This is a genomic window from Neisseria sicca VK64 (assembly GCF_000260655.1).
In the GTDB taxonomy this organism is placed as follows: domain Bacteria; phylum Pseudomonadota; class Gammaproteobacteria; order Burkholderiales; family Neisseriaceae; genus Neisseria; species Neisseria sicca_B.
In genome coordinates, this window is sequence record NZ_AJMT01000210.1 from 1 (window position 1) to 15,486 (window position 15,486).

Annotated in this window: 15 protein-coding genes and 2 tRNA genes; 7 read left to right on the forward strand and 10 right to left on the reverse strand. The window is 50.7% G+C overall.

The annotated features are described in order from the left end of the window. Positions 1 to 671 precede the first annotated feature (671 nt). The 9 genes from purF to rsmA all read right to left on the reverse strand — a co-directional run bounded on the left by purF (position 672) and on the right by rsmA (position 8,819). Positions 672 to 2,216: an amidophosphoribosyltransferase gene (gene purF, locus HMPREF1051_RS12455; protein WP_003769279.1), complete on the reverse strand. Its 1,545-nt coding sequence runs from the start codon at positions 2,214 to 2,216 to the stop codon at positions 672 to 674. Between the two features lie 331 nt (positions 2,217 to 2,547). Beyond that, positions 2,548 to 3,054, reverse strand: a complete 507-nt coding sequence (locus tag HMPREF1051_RS12460; RefSeq protein WP_003769254.1) for a CvpA family protein — start codon at positions 3,052 to 3,054, stop codon at positions 2,548 to 2,550. Next, positions 3,047 to 4,279 carry an SPOR domain-containing protein gene (locus HMPREF1051_RS12465; RefSeq protein ID WP_003769272.1) on the reverse strand — a complete coding sequence of 411 codons (1,233 nt, stop codon included), beginning with the start codon at positions 4,277 to 4,279 and terminating at the stop codon, positions 3,047 to 3,049. The genes HMPREF1051_RS12460 and HMPREF1051_RS12465 overlap by 8 nt, the downstream gene beginning before the upstream one ends. Positions 4,280 to 4,291: 12 nt before the next feature. Then, the gene (gene folC / locus HMPREF1051_RS12470) at positions 4,292 to 5,566 is read right to left on the reverse strand and encodes a bifunctional tetrahydrofolate synthase/dihydrofolate synthase (RefSeq protein WP_036493353.1); all 1,275 of its coding nucleotides are present in this window, start codon (positions 5,564 to 5,566) and stop codon (positions 4,292 to 4,294) included. A gap of 134 nt (positions 5,567 to 5,700) precedes the next feature. Next, positions 5,701 to 6,135 carry a protein YgfX gene (locus tag HMPREF1051_RS12475; RefSeq protein ID WP_003769264.1) on the reverse strand — a complete coding sequence of 145 codons (435 nt, stop codon included), beginning with the start codon at positions 6,133 to 6,135 and terminating at the stop codon, positions 5,701 to 5,703. A gap of 4 nt (positions 6,136 to 6,139) precedes the next feature. Further along, on the reverse strand, positions 6,140 to 6,499 hold the full coding sequence (locus tag HMPREF1051_RS12480; protein ID WP_003761526.1) for a hypothetical protein: 360 nt from the start codon (positions 6,497 to 6,499) through the stop codon (positions 6,140 to 6,142). 122 nt (positions 6,500 to 6,621) lie between these two features. Continuing rightward, positions 6,622 to 7,350, reverse strand: coding sequence for an amino acid ABC transporter ATP-binding protein (locus HMPREF1051_RS12485; protein WP_003740819.1), 729 nt, complete (start codon positions 7,348 to 7,350; stop codon positions 6,622 to 6,624). 2 nt (positions 7,351 to 7,352) lie between these two features. Then, a complete protein-coding gene (locus HMPREF1051_RS12490; protein WP_003769258.1) occupies positions 7,353 to 8,024 on the reverse strand; it encodes a hypothetical protein in 672 nt (223 codons plus the stop codon). A 15-nt stretch (positions 8,025 to 8,039) separates the two neighbouring features. Further along, a complete protein-coding gene (gene rsmA / locus HMPREF1051_RS12495; protein ID WP_003769268.1) occupies positions 8,040 to 8,819 on the reverse strand; it encodes a 16S rRNA (adenine(1518)-N(6)/adenine(1519)-N(6))-dimethyltransferase RsmA in 780 nt (259 codons plus the stop codon). A gap of 183 nt (positions 8,820 to 9,002) precedes the next feature. Between rsmA and HMPREF1051_RS12500 the strand changes: the two genes are divergently transcribed. From HMPREF1051_RS12500 to HMPREF1051_RS12510, 3 genes are all read left to right on the forward strand, one after another. After that, entirely contained in the window at positions 9,003 to 10,355 is a 1,353-nt protein-coding gene (locus HMPREF1051_RS12500; protein WP_003769256.1) for a deoxyguanosinetriphosphate triphosphohydrolase, read from the forward strand. A 131-nt stretch (positions 10,356 to 10,486) separates the two neighbouring features. Then, positions 10,487 to 10,563: transfer RNA gene (locus HMPREF1051_RS12505), tRNA-Arg, on the forward strand. 13 nt (positions 10,564 to 10,576) lie between these two features. After that, positions 10,577 to 10,651: transfer RNA gene (locus tag HMPREF1051_RS12510), tRNA-Glu, on the forward strand. A gap of 197 nt (positions 10,652 to 10,848) precedes the next feature. Here HMPREF1051_RS12510 and HMPREF1051_RS12515 read toward each other — a convergent pair. Further along, on the reverse strand, positions 10,849 to 11,991 hold the full coding sequence (locus HMPREF1051_RS12515; RefSeq protein WP_003769278.1) for an extracellular solute-binding protein: 1,143 nt from the start codon (positions 11,989 to 11,991) through the stop codon (positions 10,849 to 10,851). A 303-nt stretch (positions 11,992 to 12,294) separates the two neighbouring features. Between HMPREF1051_RS12515 and rpsT the strand changes: the two genes are divergently transcribed. The 4 genes from rpsT to HMPREF1051_RS12535 all read left to right on the forward strand — a co-directional run. After that, positions 12,295 to 12,558 carry a 30S ribosomal protein S20 gene (gene rpsT / locus HMPREF1051_RS12520; RefSeq protein ID WP_002212556.1) on the forward strand — a complete coding sequence of 88 codons (264 nt, stop codon included), beginning with the start codon at positions 12,295 to 12,297 and terminating at the stop codon, positions 12,556 to 12,558. A 240-nt stretch (positions 12,559 to 12,798) separates the two neighbouring features. After that, positions 12,799 to 14,019, forward strand: coding sequence for a phospholipase A (locus HMPREF1051_RS12525; RefSeq protein ID WP_003769270.1), 1,221 nt, complete (start codon positions 12,799 to 12,801; stop codon positions 14,017 to 14,019). 158 nt (positions 14,020 to 14,177) lie between these two features. After that, on the forward strand, positions 14,178 to 14,852 hold the full coding sequence (locus HMPREF1051_RS12530; RefSeq protein ID WP_003769262.1) for a DUF502 domain-containing protein: 675 nt from the start codon (positions 14,178 to 14,180) through the stop codon (positions 14,850 to 14,852). A gap of 34 nt (positions 14,853 to 14,886) precedes the next feature. Beyond that, on the forward strand, positions 14,887 to 15,486 hold a 600-nt coding region (locus HMPREF1051_RS12535), incomplete at its 3' end, for a hypothetical protein (protein WP_003769274.1).

The following is a 15,486-nucleotide window of genomic DNA, read 5'->3' on the forward strand; positions in this document are numbered from 1 at the left end:
AGACGACCTTTTACATACAAATCAGACACAGCCTAAATACATCCAATACACTCATTTTCAGCAATTCCTCTTTTCCTTCATAGTGCAGATGAACTGCATTTTTTATAAATTCAACTTCCTAGATACCCAAATCTACCCTAACCTTCCCGATTGGAGAATAGTTAGACACAAAGCCGGAGGCTCTCCATTCGCTCAAGGATAAGGGGTCGTCTGAAACCTTCACTCTTTTCTGTAAAAATACCCTTAGCAGCTACAATATAAGGATTCGGGAAGGTTGTTTTAAAGGCCCCTATTCCCCGATTTCCCTTAATAACAAAACCGCCATGCCGGATTAGCATCCACCCAATAAAGCGATAAAACCATCTTTATCTTCAATCAAACGAGCACAGAACACACTCTCTACAAAACACTTTCCATTTCAAAAAAGGTCGTCTGAAACCAGATGTGTAATATAGTGGATTAAATTTAAATCAGGACAAGGCGACGAAGCCGCAGACAGTACAGATAGTACGGAACCGATTCACTTGGTGCTTCAGCACCTTAGAGAATCGTTCTCTTTGAGCTAAGGCAAGGCAACGCCGTACTGATTTAAAGTTAACCCACTATACAAAGGTCGTCTGAAACATGACCCCGTTTCAGACGACCTTTTGCCTTAATCGTTCAAACCGGTTTTATTCTTCGTCACCCGTATCGCTGATGCTGATGCTGTGTTCCATCCTGCTCGGGTGGACTTTCAAGCCGCCGCAGCCGGATTTCTCGGCGGACAGGCGATCGAGGTAGGCCTGGTCGATGTCGCCGGTTTGATAGATGCCGTTGAAACAGGACGAATCGAAGGATTCGATTTGCGGATTGAGTGCTTTGACAACGGCTTCCAAATCGCTCAAATTTTGGAAAACGATGCCGTCCGCGCCGATTTCGGCGGCAATTTCCGCCGCGCTGCGCCCGTTAGCAATCAATTCTTCGCGCGTGGGCATGTCGATGCCGTACACATTGGGATAGCGCACTTCGGGAGCGGCGGAGGCAATATAGACCTTGCGTGCGCCCGCTGCGCGTACCATTTCGACGATTTCGCGGCTGGTCGTCCCGCGCACGATGGAGTCGTCCACCAGCAATACGCTTTTGCCTTCAAACTCGGTTTCCATCGGGCTGAGTTTCTGGCGCACGGATTTTTTGCGCGTCGCCTGACCGGGCATGATAAAGGTGCGGCCAATATAGCGGTTTTTAATCAAACCTTCGCGGTAAGGTTTTTTGAGGTGGACGGCAAGTTCCATCGCGCTGGGGCGGCTGGTGTCGGGAATGGGCATCACGACGTCGATGTCGTCCACGGGCAGCTCACGTTTGATTTTTTCCGCTAAGGACACGCCCATGTCCAAACGCGATTGGTAAACCGATACGCCGTCGATCACGGAGTCGGGACGGGCAAAATAGACGTATTCGAAGAGGCAGGGGCTGAGTTTGGCGCGGTCGCTGCATTGACGGGCAATCAGTGTGCCGTCAAAGCCGACGAATACCGCTTCGCCCGGTTGGATATCGCGTTCCAAATCGTAGGCAAGCGCATTGAAGGCAACGGATTCGGAGGCGACGGCATAGGATTTTCTGCCTGCCTCGTCGGTTTGCGAACCCAACACCAGCGGGCGGATGCCGTAAGGATCGCGGAAAGCGAGCATGCCGTAGCCCGCAATCATGGCAACCACGCCGTATGCGCCGCGCACCAGGCGGTGGACTTCGGCAACAGCGTTGAAAATATTGTCGATATTGAGCCGGTGGGGATTGGCGTTTTTAGAGACCTCGCGGCGCAATTCGTGCGCGAATACGTTGAGCAAAACTTCGGAATCGGAGCTGGTGTTGACGTGGCGCAGGTGTTTGTTGCACACGTTTTCATACAGTTCGGCGGTATTGGTGAGGTTGCCGTTGTGCGCCAAAACGATGCCGAAAGGCGAGCTGACGTAGAAAGGCTGTGCTTCCGCGCTGCTGCCTGCGTTGCCCGCCGTAGGATAACGGACATGGGCGATGCCCGCGTTGCCGATCAAATCGCGCATATTGCGTGTGCGGAACACTTCGCGCACCATGCCTTTGCCTTTGTGCATATGGAACGTGCTGCCTTCCGCCGTCACAATGCCCGCCGCATCCTGCCCCCTGTGCTGCAACATCTGCAAACCGTCGTATAGAAGCTGGTTTACCGGCTCATGGCTGACCAAACCTAATACACCGCACATATCGTCTTCTCCGAATTCGAGGTTAACTTGGAAAACAGAATTATAGAATAAATCGGACAACGTTGCCCAAATTGTTGACAATCATTCGCCCGTTCAGTTTGAAATCAGATACCGACCATGACTGATTGATGAATCAGTCCGACAAAACAAGACATCGGAAACACAATCCGACTTCATCATAAAATACTTCTAAATCCGCCCATGCCTCTACCGGAGATTCAAACTGCAAACGGCGCGCTCGGCAAATATGGTTCCCGAACGGTTAACCTTCATGAAAAAACCGGTTTCAGACGACCTTTGATGTAATCGGGGTCGTCTGAAACCGGTGGATTTACGATTCCGCCTTATCTTCCGCCTTGTCCTTCTGACCGGGCAGATAAGGCATGATGACTTCAGACAATGATTGGAAATAAGGAATGCTGTACGAACTTTGCCAATCTTCCGTTTCCGGCAAATCGGTGTGGGAGCAGACCATGACCGCCAAAGTGACCAGCAATACGCCTTTGGCTGCGCCGAACACGCCGCCCAATACTCTGTTGACGCTGCCCAAGCCCATCGATGACGCTGCGTTGGTCAGTATGGTGCGCAAAAACTGCTGTAAAAAACGCGCCAAAAAGAAAATCACGACAAACGAAATGGCAACGCCCAAGGCGCGCGGTTGAATCGATTTAAACGCCACTTCCGAAAACGGCACGGCAAACGTTTTAGCCAACAAAAAGGAAATCACCCACGCAAACAGCGAACCCGCTTCGGCAATGACGCCGCGTATCATCGACATCACGATACACGCCGCAATCACGCCGAAGGCGAGTATGTCGGCTAACGGAATATCATTCATTGGTTACCTGTCCGGCAATGCCGTGTACGCGCAGTTTGTTCAAGTCGCGCTCGGCGTCGTAGGCGTTTTTGTATGCGCCCGATTTAACGCGGTAAACCTTGCCTTTATCCGTCATCACTTCGGTAATGGTTGAGTCGATACCTGCTGCTTTCATTTTGCGTTGCAGGCTCAAGGCGCGTTCTTTTTCAGCATAACCTGCCTGAATGGCGGCTTTTTTACCTGATTTGACTTCGGCGGTTTTGGTTTTTGCCTTTTCAGACGACCTTTCGGCAGTAGCGGTAGCGGTTTTCTCTGCCTTGGCCGTCTGCTCGGTTTTGGCTTTGGCAACTTTCGCTTCGGCTTCCCTTACCGCGGAAGCTTTTTTGTTGGCCGTTTCAATTTTTTCATATTTGGAAGCATCTACCCGAATTCTTTCTTTAGGTTCGGATGCGGATGCTGTGACGGCTTCTTTGGCTTTTTCCGCTGCCGCTTTGTGTTTCGCCGCCGCTTCTTCTTTGGCTTTTAACGCCTTACGTTCGGCAACGGCTTTCTCGGCTTTTTCCAACTGTGTCAATTTGTTGCGTTCGGCTGCGGCGGCACGTTCCGCCTTCTCGGCTTTGGCAGCTTGAAGCGCACGTTTGCGGGCGGCGGCATTGGCTTCGCGTTCCGCTGCTTCTTGGGCTTGAAGCTGCTGCGCTTTACGCTGCTCTTCACGGTTACGGCGGCGCTCTTCCGCGCGGCGCTCGGCTGCTTCGCGTTTGGCGGCTTCGGCTTTTTGGATTTTCTCAGACTCTTCCAAACCTTTGATGTCGCTGTCTGACAGCGTATCGTTAATCAACACCAAAGGCGGGCCTACATCTTCGGGCGCGGCTGGCGGCGCATCAGGTTGCGGCTCGGCTTGCGCATGCGCAGTTTGCTCCGGCGCGGCGGTTTCCTGCGGTTTGTCCGCTACTTCGGCATCGGCATTTTTAGCCGCTTCCGCCGCTGCTTCCAAATCTTCTTTGGTAGAAGGCTCCAACACGGTCGCATCCGCCAGGTTAGCAGGTTCTGCGTTGGCATTATTCTGTTGGATGGTTGTAGTTTGGGCGTTTTCTTCTGGCTTGTTTTCCGGTCCGGTTGACAGGGTGACGCCCAATAAAACGGTCGATGCCGCCACCAACCCCGATGCCATAACCAAGCGGCGGCGGTTGCGGCGTTTGAGCTGTTCGTAACCGGTCAGAACTTCATTTTGCTTATTGTCAGACATGGAGATTTCCTTTTACAACGCCGCCATCACGTCGGCAACGGTATGAAATGAGCCGAAAACAACGATTCTATCATTTTCGCCCGCCTTAGCCAAAGCTGCGCGGTACGCCTCGCGAACGGAGGTAAAAGTTTGTATATTTTCGATATTTTGTGCTTCCAGTTTCGCCTGCAAGGCTTCCGCCGTCATGCCGCGCGGCACGTCCAAAGGCGCGATATACCACTCGTCAAACTGGTCTTTAACGATTTCCAACACGCCGTCTATGTCTTTGTCGGACAGCATGCTGAACACGGCGGTGCGTTTTTGCGCAAACGCCAAATTAATCAGGCTGCGGCGCAGGGCGCGGGCGGCGTGGGGGTTGTGTCCGACATCCAAAACGGTCAGCGGGCGGCCGGGCAGGACTTGGAAACGTCCGGGATTTTCAACCAGCAGCAATCCGCGCTTGATGGCGCCGATGTCCACCGGCAATTTTTCGTTCAAACATTCCAACACGGTCAGCGCGCAGGCGGCGTTGGAAAGCTGATATGCGCCGCGCAATGCGGGGAACGGCAGGGAATTACGGTTGCGCGCGGGGTCGTCTGAATACTGCGGATGGAAGCGGTAGTTCCATTGGATGTTTTCTAACGAGGAAAAATCGAAATCGCGCTGCACCATCAGCAGTTTCGCGCCTATGGCTTCGGCGTGTGCGACCAACGATTCGGGCGCGGGGTTTTGCCCGCAGATTGCGGGTTTGCCGCTGCGGAACACGCCTGCTTTTTCAAAACCGACCTGCTCGACCGTATCGCCCAAAAACGCCTGATGGTCCAAATCCACGCTGGTAACCACCGCGCAATCGCGGTCGAACACATTGACCGCGTCCAACCGTCCGCCCAAGCCGACTTCCAATATCATCACATCCACTTGTTCGCGAATGAAGATATCGACCGCCGCCAAGGCATTGAATTCAAAATAGGTCAGCGATATTTCGCCGCGCGCCGCTTCGATGCGCGCGAAAGAAGCGGTGATGAGGTCGTCTGAAACCGGCTCGGCGTTGACGGCGATGCGTTCGTTGTAACGCAATAAATGCGGGCTGGTCAGCGTACCGACTTTGAAGCCTGCCTGTTTGTAAATCTGCGTCAGGTAGGCGCAGACCGAACCTTTACCGTTTGTTCCCGCGACAACGACGACGGGGCATTGCGGCTCGAGCTTCATGCGTTTTTTCACTTCGCCCGTGCGTTCCAAGCCCATGTCGATTAAGCCGCCGCTGTGGGCGGTTTCCAAATGCGAGAGCCAGTCTTGTAATGTTTTCATGTGTGTTTCGTTTTTCAAAAGGTCGTCTGAAACCGTCGTTTCGGCATAATAGGGAAGGTTTCGGCTGATTGTGCGGACTGTTTTTATATTGGGTTTAATGTGAATAGGACAAGACGGGAAACCGCTTTACCGAATTAAAGCGGATGCCCGGCATCCTGAGCCTGACACCAGCGCGCCCAAACTTTCAGACGACGGTAAGATTCCTTATCCGCCATATCAGGCGTGACGCATTGCCGTATCGTTTTGCCGTCGGCGTTCCACTGCAAAAACAAAGCGTAAGGAGTCAGCATCGTCGCGCCGTCCAATACCGCGCCCTGCCCTTCTCCGTCTCCGCAAAATACGGAAGCACGCGCATGGCGGTCAATGGCGATTTTCTTTACCGCACCCGCCGTCCGCAAATTCACCACGCGCCAAGCGTGGACAAAACTGCCCGCCAACGCCGCCAGCCCGAACCACATCATCCAACCGTAAAACCATATCAGGCACACGGCAACTGCGGACAAATGCAACAAAACGGACAAGGCTTTTAAAGAACGGGATGGCTTCAAGGTCGTCTGAAAAGCGCGCATCGCCCTACATCATATTGTCGAACACGGGCGTAATGCTCAATTCCGCTTCTTCCATGTCCAAAACCATATCGTGGATTTCTGTATCGAAAAATTCCCAAAACGCCTTCAGGCTCATGTCTTGCGGCCACTTGCTTTTGTCGATGTCCCAGCCTGCGAGTTCCGCCTCGAAAATCTGTTGGTAGCGTTCGTCAAAATAGGCAATCACGGCTTCCGGCTCGTCAAACTGCGGCACGAGAAATACGGAGCAGTTGGCACGGATTTGCTCGATGGTCAGGTCGGGCATATTTTCATCGGCGGATTTCAGCCATTCCAAAAAACGGGCGGTCGGCTTAAGCACGACGGCGGTACGGTCAACAAAATACATGGTTTTCCTTTGCTACGGCAAAATCGGAAATGGCCTCTTCGCCGTTTATATCTATCGGTTGCATTCGCCAAAGGTCGTCTGAAAGCCCAAATCTGTCTTTCAGACGACCTTTTGACAAGCTGTTAATGCGTCATCACTTGCTGCAAGAACTGTTTGGCGCGTTCGTGTTTCGGATTGGTAAAAAACTCTTCAGGCGTTTCGTTTTCCAAAATCTGCCCTTTATCCACGAAAATAATGCGGTCAGCCACTTCGCGCGCAAAGCCCATTTCATGCGTGACACACATCATGGTCATGCCGCTTTCCGCCAAGTCCTGCATCACTTTCAACACCTCGCCGACCATTTCCGGGTCGAGCGCGGAAGTCGGTTCGTCAAACAGCATCACGCGCGGTTCCATCGCCAGCCCGCGCGCAATCGCCACGCGCTGCTGCTGACCGCCGGAAAGCTGGCTGGGGAAAGCATCTTTTTTATGCGCCAAACCCACGCGTTCCAACAGCTCCATCGCCTTTTCCTCAGCCTGTTCGCGGCTTTGTTTTTTCACCTTCATCGGCGACAGGATGATGTTTTCCAATACGGTCAGATGCGGATACAGATTGAAGCCTTGAAACACAAAACCCACTTCCTCACGCACCTTGTTCAAATCCGTTTGCGGGTCGGCAACATTGATACCGTCCACCCAAATCTCGCCGCTCTCAATGCTTTCAAGCTGGTTGACGGTACGGATGAGCGTCGATTTGCCGCTGCCCGAAGGTCCGCAAACCACCACCACCTCACCCTGCTTCACTTCCAGATTGACGCCGTTGATGACGTGCAGGTCTTTGAAATGTTTATGTACATTTTTGAATTTAATCATGTTTATTTTACATTCTCTAAAATTGACCAGATTTTGGCTGGTTTATCTTCGATACGTTTAACATAGCCATCTATTTTTTTCGCATTGTGTTCATAGTAAATACCGCTGCACAATACATCCATTGCATCCTTATTCAGATCACCATAACGATTATTGGTATATACCGACAAAATACAGGCTTTCAAAGGATAGAAAGGCACGCCATATTCCCGCGCAGCATCCTGATTTCCAAATAGCCATGCGGTTTTCACCAGAGCCGAAAAATTTCCCAACGTCCCCGCTTTAAACAATTTTTCCTTGATTAACGGATAATTTTTCCGTTTCTGCCTTTCCAGCTTGGCGACTTCATCCATCAATTTTTGCGAACCGTTAGGTGCAAGTTCGTCTTCCAAAGCCTTTCTATCATATTCGGCATCAATATCATGGAGTAAATCCTGTGCCTGACCATTGCCGTTTTTTGCAGCTTTCTTGAGCCAATAGTAAAACTCACTCTTCTTGAGATTCACAGGGTCAGTGGTCATTTCCAACTGCTCTGCCAACATATATTGTGCATCTGCATCACCAGCCTTTGCCTTACTCAGCAAATCACCTTTCTTCCCGCCGATACCGCCTAAGGCAAACACCGTACCTGCAATGAATATGACTACCCCGCCCCAAAGATATTTTTTAAGCATTCCATCCCCTATTTTTCAGACGACCTTACGGACGAGATAATTGCTCAGTTCCACATATTTCTCCGGCGCGATGTGTTCGGCGCGGTCTTGCGGGCTGATGCCGACTGCCTGTAAATCCTCGTCGCCGGCAAGCTCTTTTAAATTGTTGCGTATGGTTTTGCGGCGTTGGTGGAAGGCGAGTTTCACCAGTTTGGCGAAATGCTCGAAATCGTCCGCCTTGCCGATACGGTGTTTCACCGGAATCATGCGCACCACCGCCGAATCCACTTTCGGCGCAGGGTCAAACGACTCGGGCGGCACGTCAATCAGCAGCTCCATATCGAAAAAATATTGCAGCATTACGCCCAAGCGGCCATAGTCGTTGCTTTTCGGCGCGGCAACCATGCGTTCGACCACTTCTTTTTGCAGCATAAAGTGCATATCGACGACATCGTCCGCCACTTCCGCCAGCTTGAACAAAAGTGGCGTGGAAATGTTGTACGGCAGGTTGCCGACAATTTTCTTTTTGCCCGCGATGCTGTTGAAATCAAACTGCAATACATCGCCTTCATGAATCACGAGCTTATCCACAAACGGCAGCGTTTTCAGACGACGTACGATGTCGCGGTCGATTTCGATAACGTGCAGGCAGTTCAACTTCTTCGCCAAAGGCTCGGTAATCGCCGCCAAGCCCGGCCCGATCTCAATCACCACATCATCCGCCTGCGGACGCACCGCGTTGACAATATCGGCAATAATCCGCGTGTCCTGCAAAAAATTCTGCCCGAAGCGTTTCCGGGCCTTATGTTCTTTCATCGCGTCTCTTCAAACTGTCGATCATTATAATAAGTGCGTATTGTAACTGAAAAACAAAGTCCTGTTCAGACCCGCAACCCAAGCAGCCGCCCTACGCCAATCGGGATTTCAAACCGTCCCGCAATGCAGTAATATCCCGTCCATCCTACACAGCTCGTCTGAAAACCCGCAAGGAGCAATTTCATGCAGATGAATTGGAAAAATCTACTCTCCACACAACGTTTCCGCACGAAAAACGGCGAAATCATCCCGACCGTCACGCCTTCCACCCAAGAAGGAGCCGACGCTTTGCGCACCGACTTCCATATCGACTACGACCGCGTCGTGTTCTCCGGCGCATTCCGCAGATTGGGACGTAAAACCCAAGTCCACCCTCTAGCCGAACACGACCTGACCCACAACCGCCTCACACACAGCGTCGAAGTCGCCAGCGTCGGGCGCAGTATCGGCAACCGCGTCGGCGTGATGCTGCAGGCAGGCGGCTTTTTACCGGAAAACAATACGCCGAGCGATATCGGCGCCGTCGTCCAAGTCGCCTGCCTTGCGCACGACCTAGGCAACCCGCCGTTCGGACACACCGGAGAAGACGCATTGCGCGACTGGTTCCGCAATCCCAAAAACCAGCCGTTTTTACAGACATTAAACGACGCCGAACGCAACGACATCCAAACCTATGAAGGCAATGCCCACAGCCTGCGCATCACGGCAAGTTTGGAAATGTATCCCGACGCAGGCGGCATGCGCCTGACGTCCGCCGCCATAGGCGCACTGCTGAAATACCCTTGGACGACGCAACACCCCAACGGAAGAAAAAAATTCAATATTTACCAAACCGAATTACCCTTCATCCGCCGCGTTGCCGACGAATTGGGGCTGATTGAATCAGGCAAAGACTGCTGGGTACGCCATCCCCTGTCCTACCTGATGGAGGCAGCCGACGACATCTGCTACGCCCTCTTAGACTTGGAAGACGCGGTCGAACTGGATTTGCTGAGCGACGCCGAAATCGAAAGCGTATTATCCGAACTCACTTTTGAAGAAAGCACTTGGCACGCGCAATCCAGCCGCCAGCGTTGCGCCATGTTGCGCGGCATCGCCATCGGCAAAGCGATAGAAGACGTCGCCCAAACCTTCATGATGCACCAATCCGACCTGCTAAACGGCAACTTCAAAGGCAAAGACCTGTTGGCGTTGTGCAGCCCGCAGGTTCAAAACACCTTGGAAAAAGCGAAAGAACTTGCCCGCACGCGCATTTTCCGCCACCGCACCAAACTCATGACCGAAATCGCCACTTTCCCGTGTCTCGGTTCCATTTTGGATTTATTGGTTCCCGCCGCATACGCCATGATTGCGCAAAAACAGGTCGATGTGCGCCAATCCCTCGCGCTTGATCTGTTAAAAAACCACGACCCCATCCAAGAAACCGACAGCCTGTATCGCGCCTACATGAAAATCTTAGATTTCGTTGGTGGCATGACAGACAACGCCGCCGCAAAAATGGCGCAAGACTTATCGGGAGTAGGCATTTTACGATAATTAATATCCTTTATTTTCATATTGTTATTTTATTATAAATATTTTTATCCAGAAAATACTGGACAGCCGCCGACAGCTTGTATATTATTCGGTCTTCTTGATTCACGACGCAGTCGCGAAGTGATGAAAATGCACCCGTAGCTCAGTTGGATAGAGTATCTGGCTACGAACCAGAGGGTCGGGCGTTCGAATCGCTCCGGGTGCGCCAACAAAACTTATCCGCGCCCATCGTCTAGCGGTTAGGACATCGCCCTTTCACGGCGGTAACCGGGGTTCGATTCCCCGTGGGCGTGCCAAATTCTGAAAGCACAGTTTAATTAAACTGTGCTTTTTCTTTATCACTCAAATCATTACAAATAGAGTGAACCCACTTTAAAATCAAAAAGTTAAGCCACCATACAACCCGCCCACCACGAAACCAACATAAGCAAAGGTCGTCTGAAAACCCAATTCAAGGTTTTCAGACGACCTTTCACTTTAAAACATCAAACCATCAGTTCGAACCAACTTTAATCTTCTGCCACAGATTAACCGACAGCTTCTTCGCATCCGAACTCATTTGCGGCATCACAAAACCGTCTTTCATATCCTGAGCATTCGGGAAGATGGAGCGGGTGTTAACCAATTCGGCAGGCATTTTCTCGCGTGCCGGTTTGCTTGCGGGCGCGAAGGTAACGGCAATGCCGTTTTTCGCAGCCACTTCGGGATCAAGCGTGTAGTTGATGTATTTATGGGCATTGGCGATGTTTTTCGCATCGGCGGGAATCAGCCAAGATTCAATCCAGAAGCCCATACCCTTCGGCGTCAAAACTTCAATGCCGACGTTGTTTTTCACTTCTTCGGAACGGGCTTTCGCCAAGTTCAAGTCGCCGCCGTTACCCGCTGCGAGACAGATGTCGCCGCGCGCCAATTCGTCAATGATAGACGGGCTGAAACGTTTTACATCAGGACGGATGGCTTTCAGCACTTCCGCCGCCGCTTTCAAATCATCAGGATTTGTGCCTTTGGGGTCTTTACCCAAATAGTTCAGCAAAATCGGGAACATTTCGCTCGGCGTATCCCACAAAGCGATACCGCATGATTTCAGCTTGTTGGTGTATTCAGGCTTGAACAGCAAATCCCAACCGTTTTCAGGCAGCTTGCCGCCCAAAAGCTCTTTACCCTTCGCCGTAATTGCCAAAGTGTTGACGCCGGAGAAATAAGGAACGGCATACTGGTTGCCCGGGTCGGCAGTTTCCAGCATTTTCAACAACTCAGGATCGATGTTTTTGTAATTGGGAATCAGGTCTTTATTGATTTTTTGATAAGCACCCGCTTCGATTTGGCGGGGCAGGAAGGCGATGCCGGGAACGACCAAGTCATAGCCGGATTTACCGGTCAGCATTTTGGCTTCGAGGGTTTCGTTGTTTTCGTAAAGGTCGTAGGTCAGCTTCAGCTTATTGGCTTTTTTGAAGTCTTCAACGGTGCTTTCGTCAACGTAGTTCGACCAGTTGTAGATGTTCAAAGTATCGGTGGCGGCTGCTTCGGCATTGGCAGCAGGCGCGCTGCCTGCTTGAGGTTGCTCGGTTTTTTTCTCGCCACCGCCGCAAGCGGCCAGCGATAATGCCGCCAATACGGCTAATACGGATTTTTTCATACGGGCAGATTCCTGATGAAAGATTGTTAACGGAAAATGAACACTCTGCACCCCATCAATACCCCGGCGCAAAGCGGGGCTATTGTAATGGAAGTGGGTGAGAACTCAAAGCAATATCTGACTGATTTTTATTGAAATAAGGCACGATTTCTTAGGCTCGGGAAAACGGCGTTGCACAAGATGTCGTTTTTGGGCAAAATACGGGCGATTTGCGCGCGCGAACAGAGAAAATACTTGCATATAGAGGAATCTGTCTTTAAAATTGCGCGTTTACAGAATTTATTTTTTCAGGAGATATTCAATATGGCAAACAGCGCACAAGCCCGCAAACGTGCCCGCCAATCGGTTAAACAACGCGCCCACAACGCCAGCCTGCGTACTGCATTCCGTACCGCGGTGAAAAAAGTGTTGAAAGCAGTTGAAGCCGGCGACAAAGCTGCTGCTCAAGCAGTTTACCAAGAGTCCGTCAAAGTCATCGACCGTATCGCTGACAAAGGCGTATTCCACAAAAACAAAGCAGCCCGCCATAAGAGCCGTCTGTCTGCCAAAGTAAAAGCATTGGCTTAATCTTTTTCGCCCATCGCCTTGGCGTGTTACCGCGTCGGGACAGGTAAGCAGATAACGATGCCCCTGAGGTCTTAACCTTTCAGGGGCATTGCCGTATGTGGTGCAAGTTGATGTAAACTTTTCAGACGACCTGCCGTAAAGAAGGCACAAGGCGGTAAAATGCGGCTTGATCTGCTTTTCAAACGATTAATCCCGATGTTCAGGCAAAAGGTCGTCTGAAAACACCCAATCGGCAATCCCATGAATGAAATGATGAACAAGATGTTGAAACACAATTTGGCGCAAAGCGATGCCCTAAAGAACAAAAAACCGTCATTATCCAAATGTCGGCGCGCTTTGATGCTTATCCTTATCGGCGGAACAGCCGCTCCTGTCGCCTATGCCGACACGGCTTTGCAATGCACCTCCATTCAAGACAATGCCACCCGTTTGGCGTGTTACGACAGCATTTACTCAGCTCAACTGCCGCCGCAAGCACCGCTGCCCGTCATTCGCGAAGAAACCGCCAAAGCGCCGGTCGATTTGCCCAAAACCATCAGCACCAGCCGTGAGAAAAAGGCGGCGACGATTGTGTTTGACGAAAATAAAGAGCAATCCACCCTTTCGGAAGACAATCTACGCACCGCAGCCGATGCCTACACGCCGCTGAGCCTGATGTACGATTTGGACAAAAACGACTCGCGCGGCTTGTTGAGCGTGCGCGAGCACAATCCCATGTACCTGATGCCCGCATGGTACAACAGCTCGCCCAACCTTCATCCCCACTCCCCTTCGCGTGGCACGACCAATCAGGAAAAATTCAGCGAACAGAAACACATAGAAACCAAACTGCAAGTTTCGTTCAAAAGCAAAATTGCCGAAGATTTGTTTAAAACCCGCGCGGATTTGTGGTTCGGCTACACCCAAAAATCCGATTGGCAGATTTACAACCAAGGCAGAAAATCCGCACCGTTCCGCAACACCGATTACGAACCCGAAATCTTCCTGACCCAACCCGTGAAGGCAGATTTGCCGTTCGGCGGCAAACTGCGGATGGTCGGCGCAGGCTTCGTCCACCAATCCAACGGACAAAGCCGACCCGAATCCCGCTCATGGAACCGCGTTTACGCATTGGCGGGGATGGAATGGGGCAAGCTGACCGTCATCCCGCGCGTGTGGATGCGGGCATTTGATCAGACCGGCGAAAACAACGACAATCCCGACATTACCGACTATATGGGTTATGGCGATTTGAAGCTGCAATACCGTCTGAACGACAAACAAAATATTTCGTCCCTGCTGCGCTACAATCCCAAAACCGGACACGGCGCGGTTGAAGCCGCCTATACCTTCCCGATTAAAGGCAAACTCAAAGGCGTCGTGCGCGGCTTTCACGGCTACGGCGAAAGCCTGATTGATTACAACCACAAACAAAACGGCATCGGCATCGGTCTGATGTTCAACGACTGGGATGGAATTTGATGCCCAACCCCGTTTTCAGACGACCTTTTACATCATGTTGCACGCAGGTCGTCTGAAAGCAAAACAAACACCTTCCCCATATTAAAAACACTCGTTTCCTATCGCCCAAACGCGTATAATGCAACGTTTGGGCGATATTTGTCGGAATAACACAGAAGATGACAGAACAAACGGCCGAAGGCGGAAAAGTTGCCAAGGCATTAAAAAAATATCTGATTACAGGCATGCTGGTATGGCTGCCGATAGCCGTAACCATTTGGGCGGTCAGCTATATCATATCAGCCGCCGACCGGCTGATCAGCCTGCTGCCCGAGCAATGGCAGCCACAATATTTCTGGGGATTCAATATTCCTGGCCTGGGCATTATTGCCGCCATCGTCGTCTTATTTCTGACCGGCGTGTTCGCCGCCAACGTTTTGGGGCGTCAAATCCTCGCCGCATGGGACAGCCTGTTGGGACGGATTCCCGTCGTCAAGTCCATCTATTCCAGCGTTAAAAAGGTATCCGAGTCCCTGCTCTCCGACAGCAGCCGCTCGTTCAGAACGCCCGTGCTGGTTCCATTCCCGCAACCCGATATTTGGACGATTGCCTTTGTTTCAGGGCATATTCCCGACAAACTCAAAGGCAGCCTGCCGCACGATGACGACTATCTTTCCGTCTATGTGCCGACCACGCCCAATCCGACCGGCGGCTATTACATCATGGTGAAAAAAAGCGACGTGCGCGAACTCGATATGAGCGTGGACGAAGCATTGAAATATGTGATTTCGCTGGGTATGGTGATGCCGGATGAAGTATCTATGAAACAGCTTAACCACCATAGTGAAAAATGAAAATACATATAATTAATCAGTTAAAAGACCAATAATGAAAAAGTGGATAATTTCTTGCTTAGTCTTTCTATCAAGCAATACATTTGCATCTGACTCAAGTTTAATTACAGGTATAGATTTTTTTGAAATAGGTAACAATAAATTATCTATTATTAGCCATATTAAAAAATTAGGAGGGAGAGAAGTCCAGCCAAGTGATGACTCAAGTTCCTTTTATCCTCCGGCTGATCCAATTATCTTCCAAAATATAAAATCAAATTATGCAAACTTTGACTGGGTAAATGTATATTTTGAAAAAGGAAAATTATATAGGGTTGAAATCTTATCCTCTCCCTGGGAAGTAAGTGATGAAACAAGTGGATTTAAATTCAAAGAAAATGAATACCAAAATTTTCAACAATTATTAAATAAACTGAAACAGCAATATAGTTTTAGTAAAGATGGTAGTGAAATTGAAATTTTTGAAGGCGTAGGAGGAGATCATGCCTGCGACAAACCCATCATCTTAAAAAAGAAAATATGGAAAATCCAAAGTCCTGATAATATTGAAGCCACATATACTGAAACAAGGATGCTGGAACCGTATAGTCGTAGGGAGTTAAGTATTAATGACGCAGCGACAATGGACTGCCAA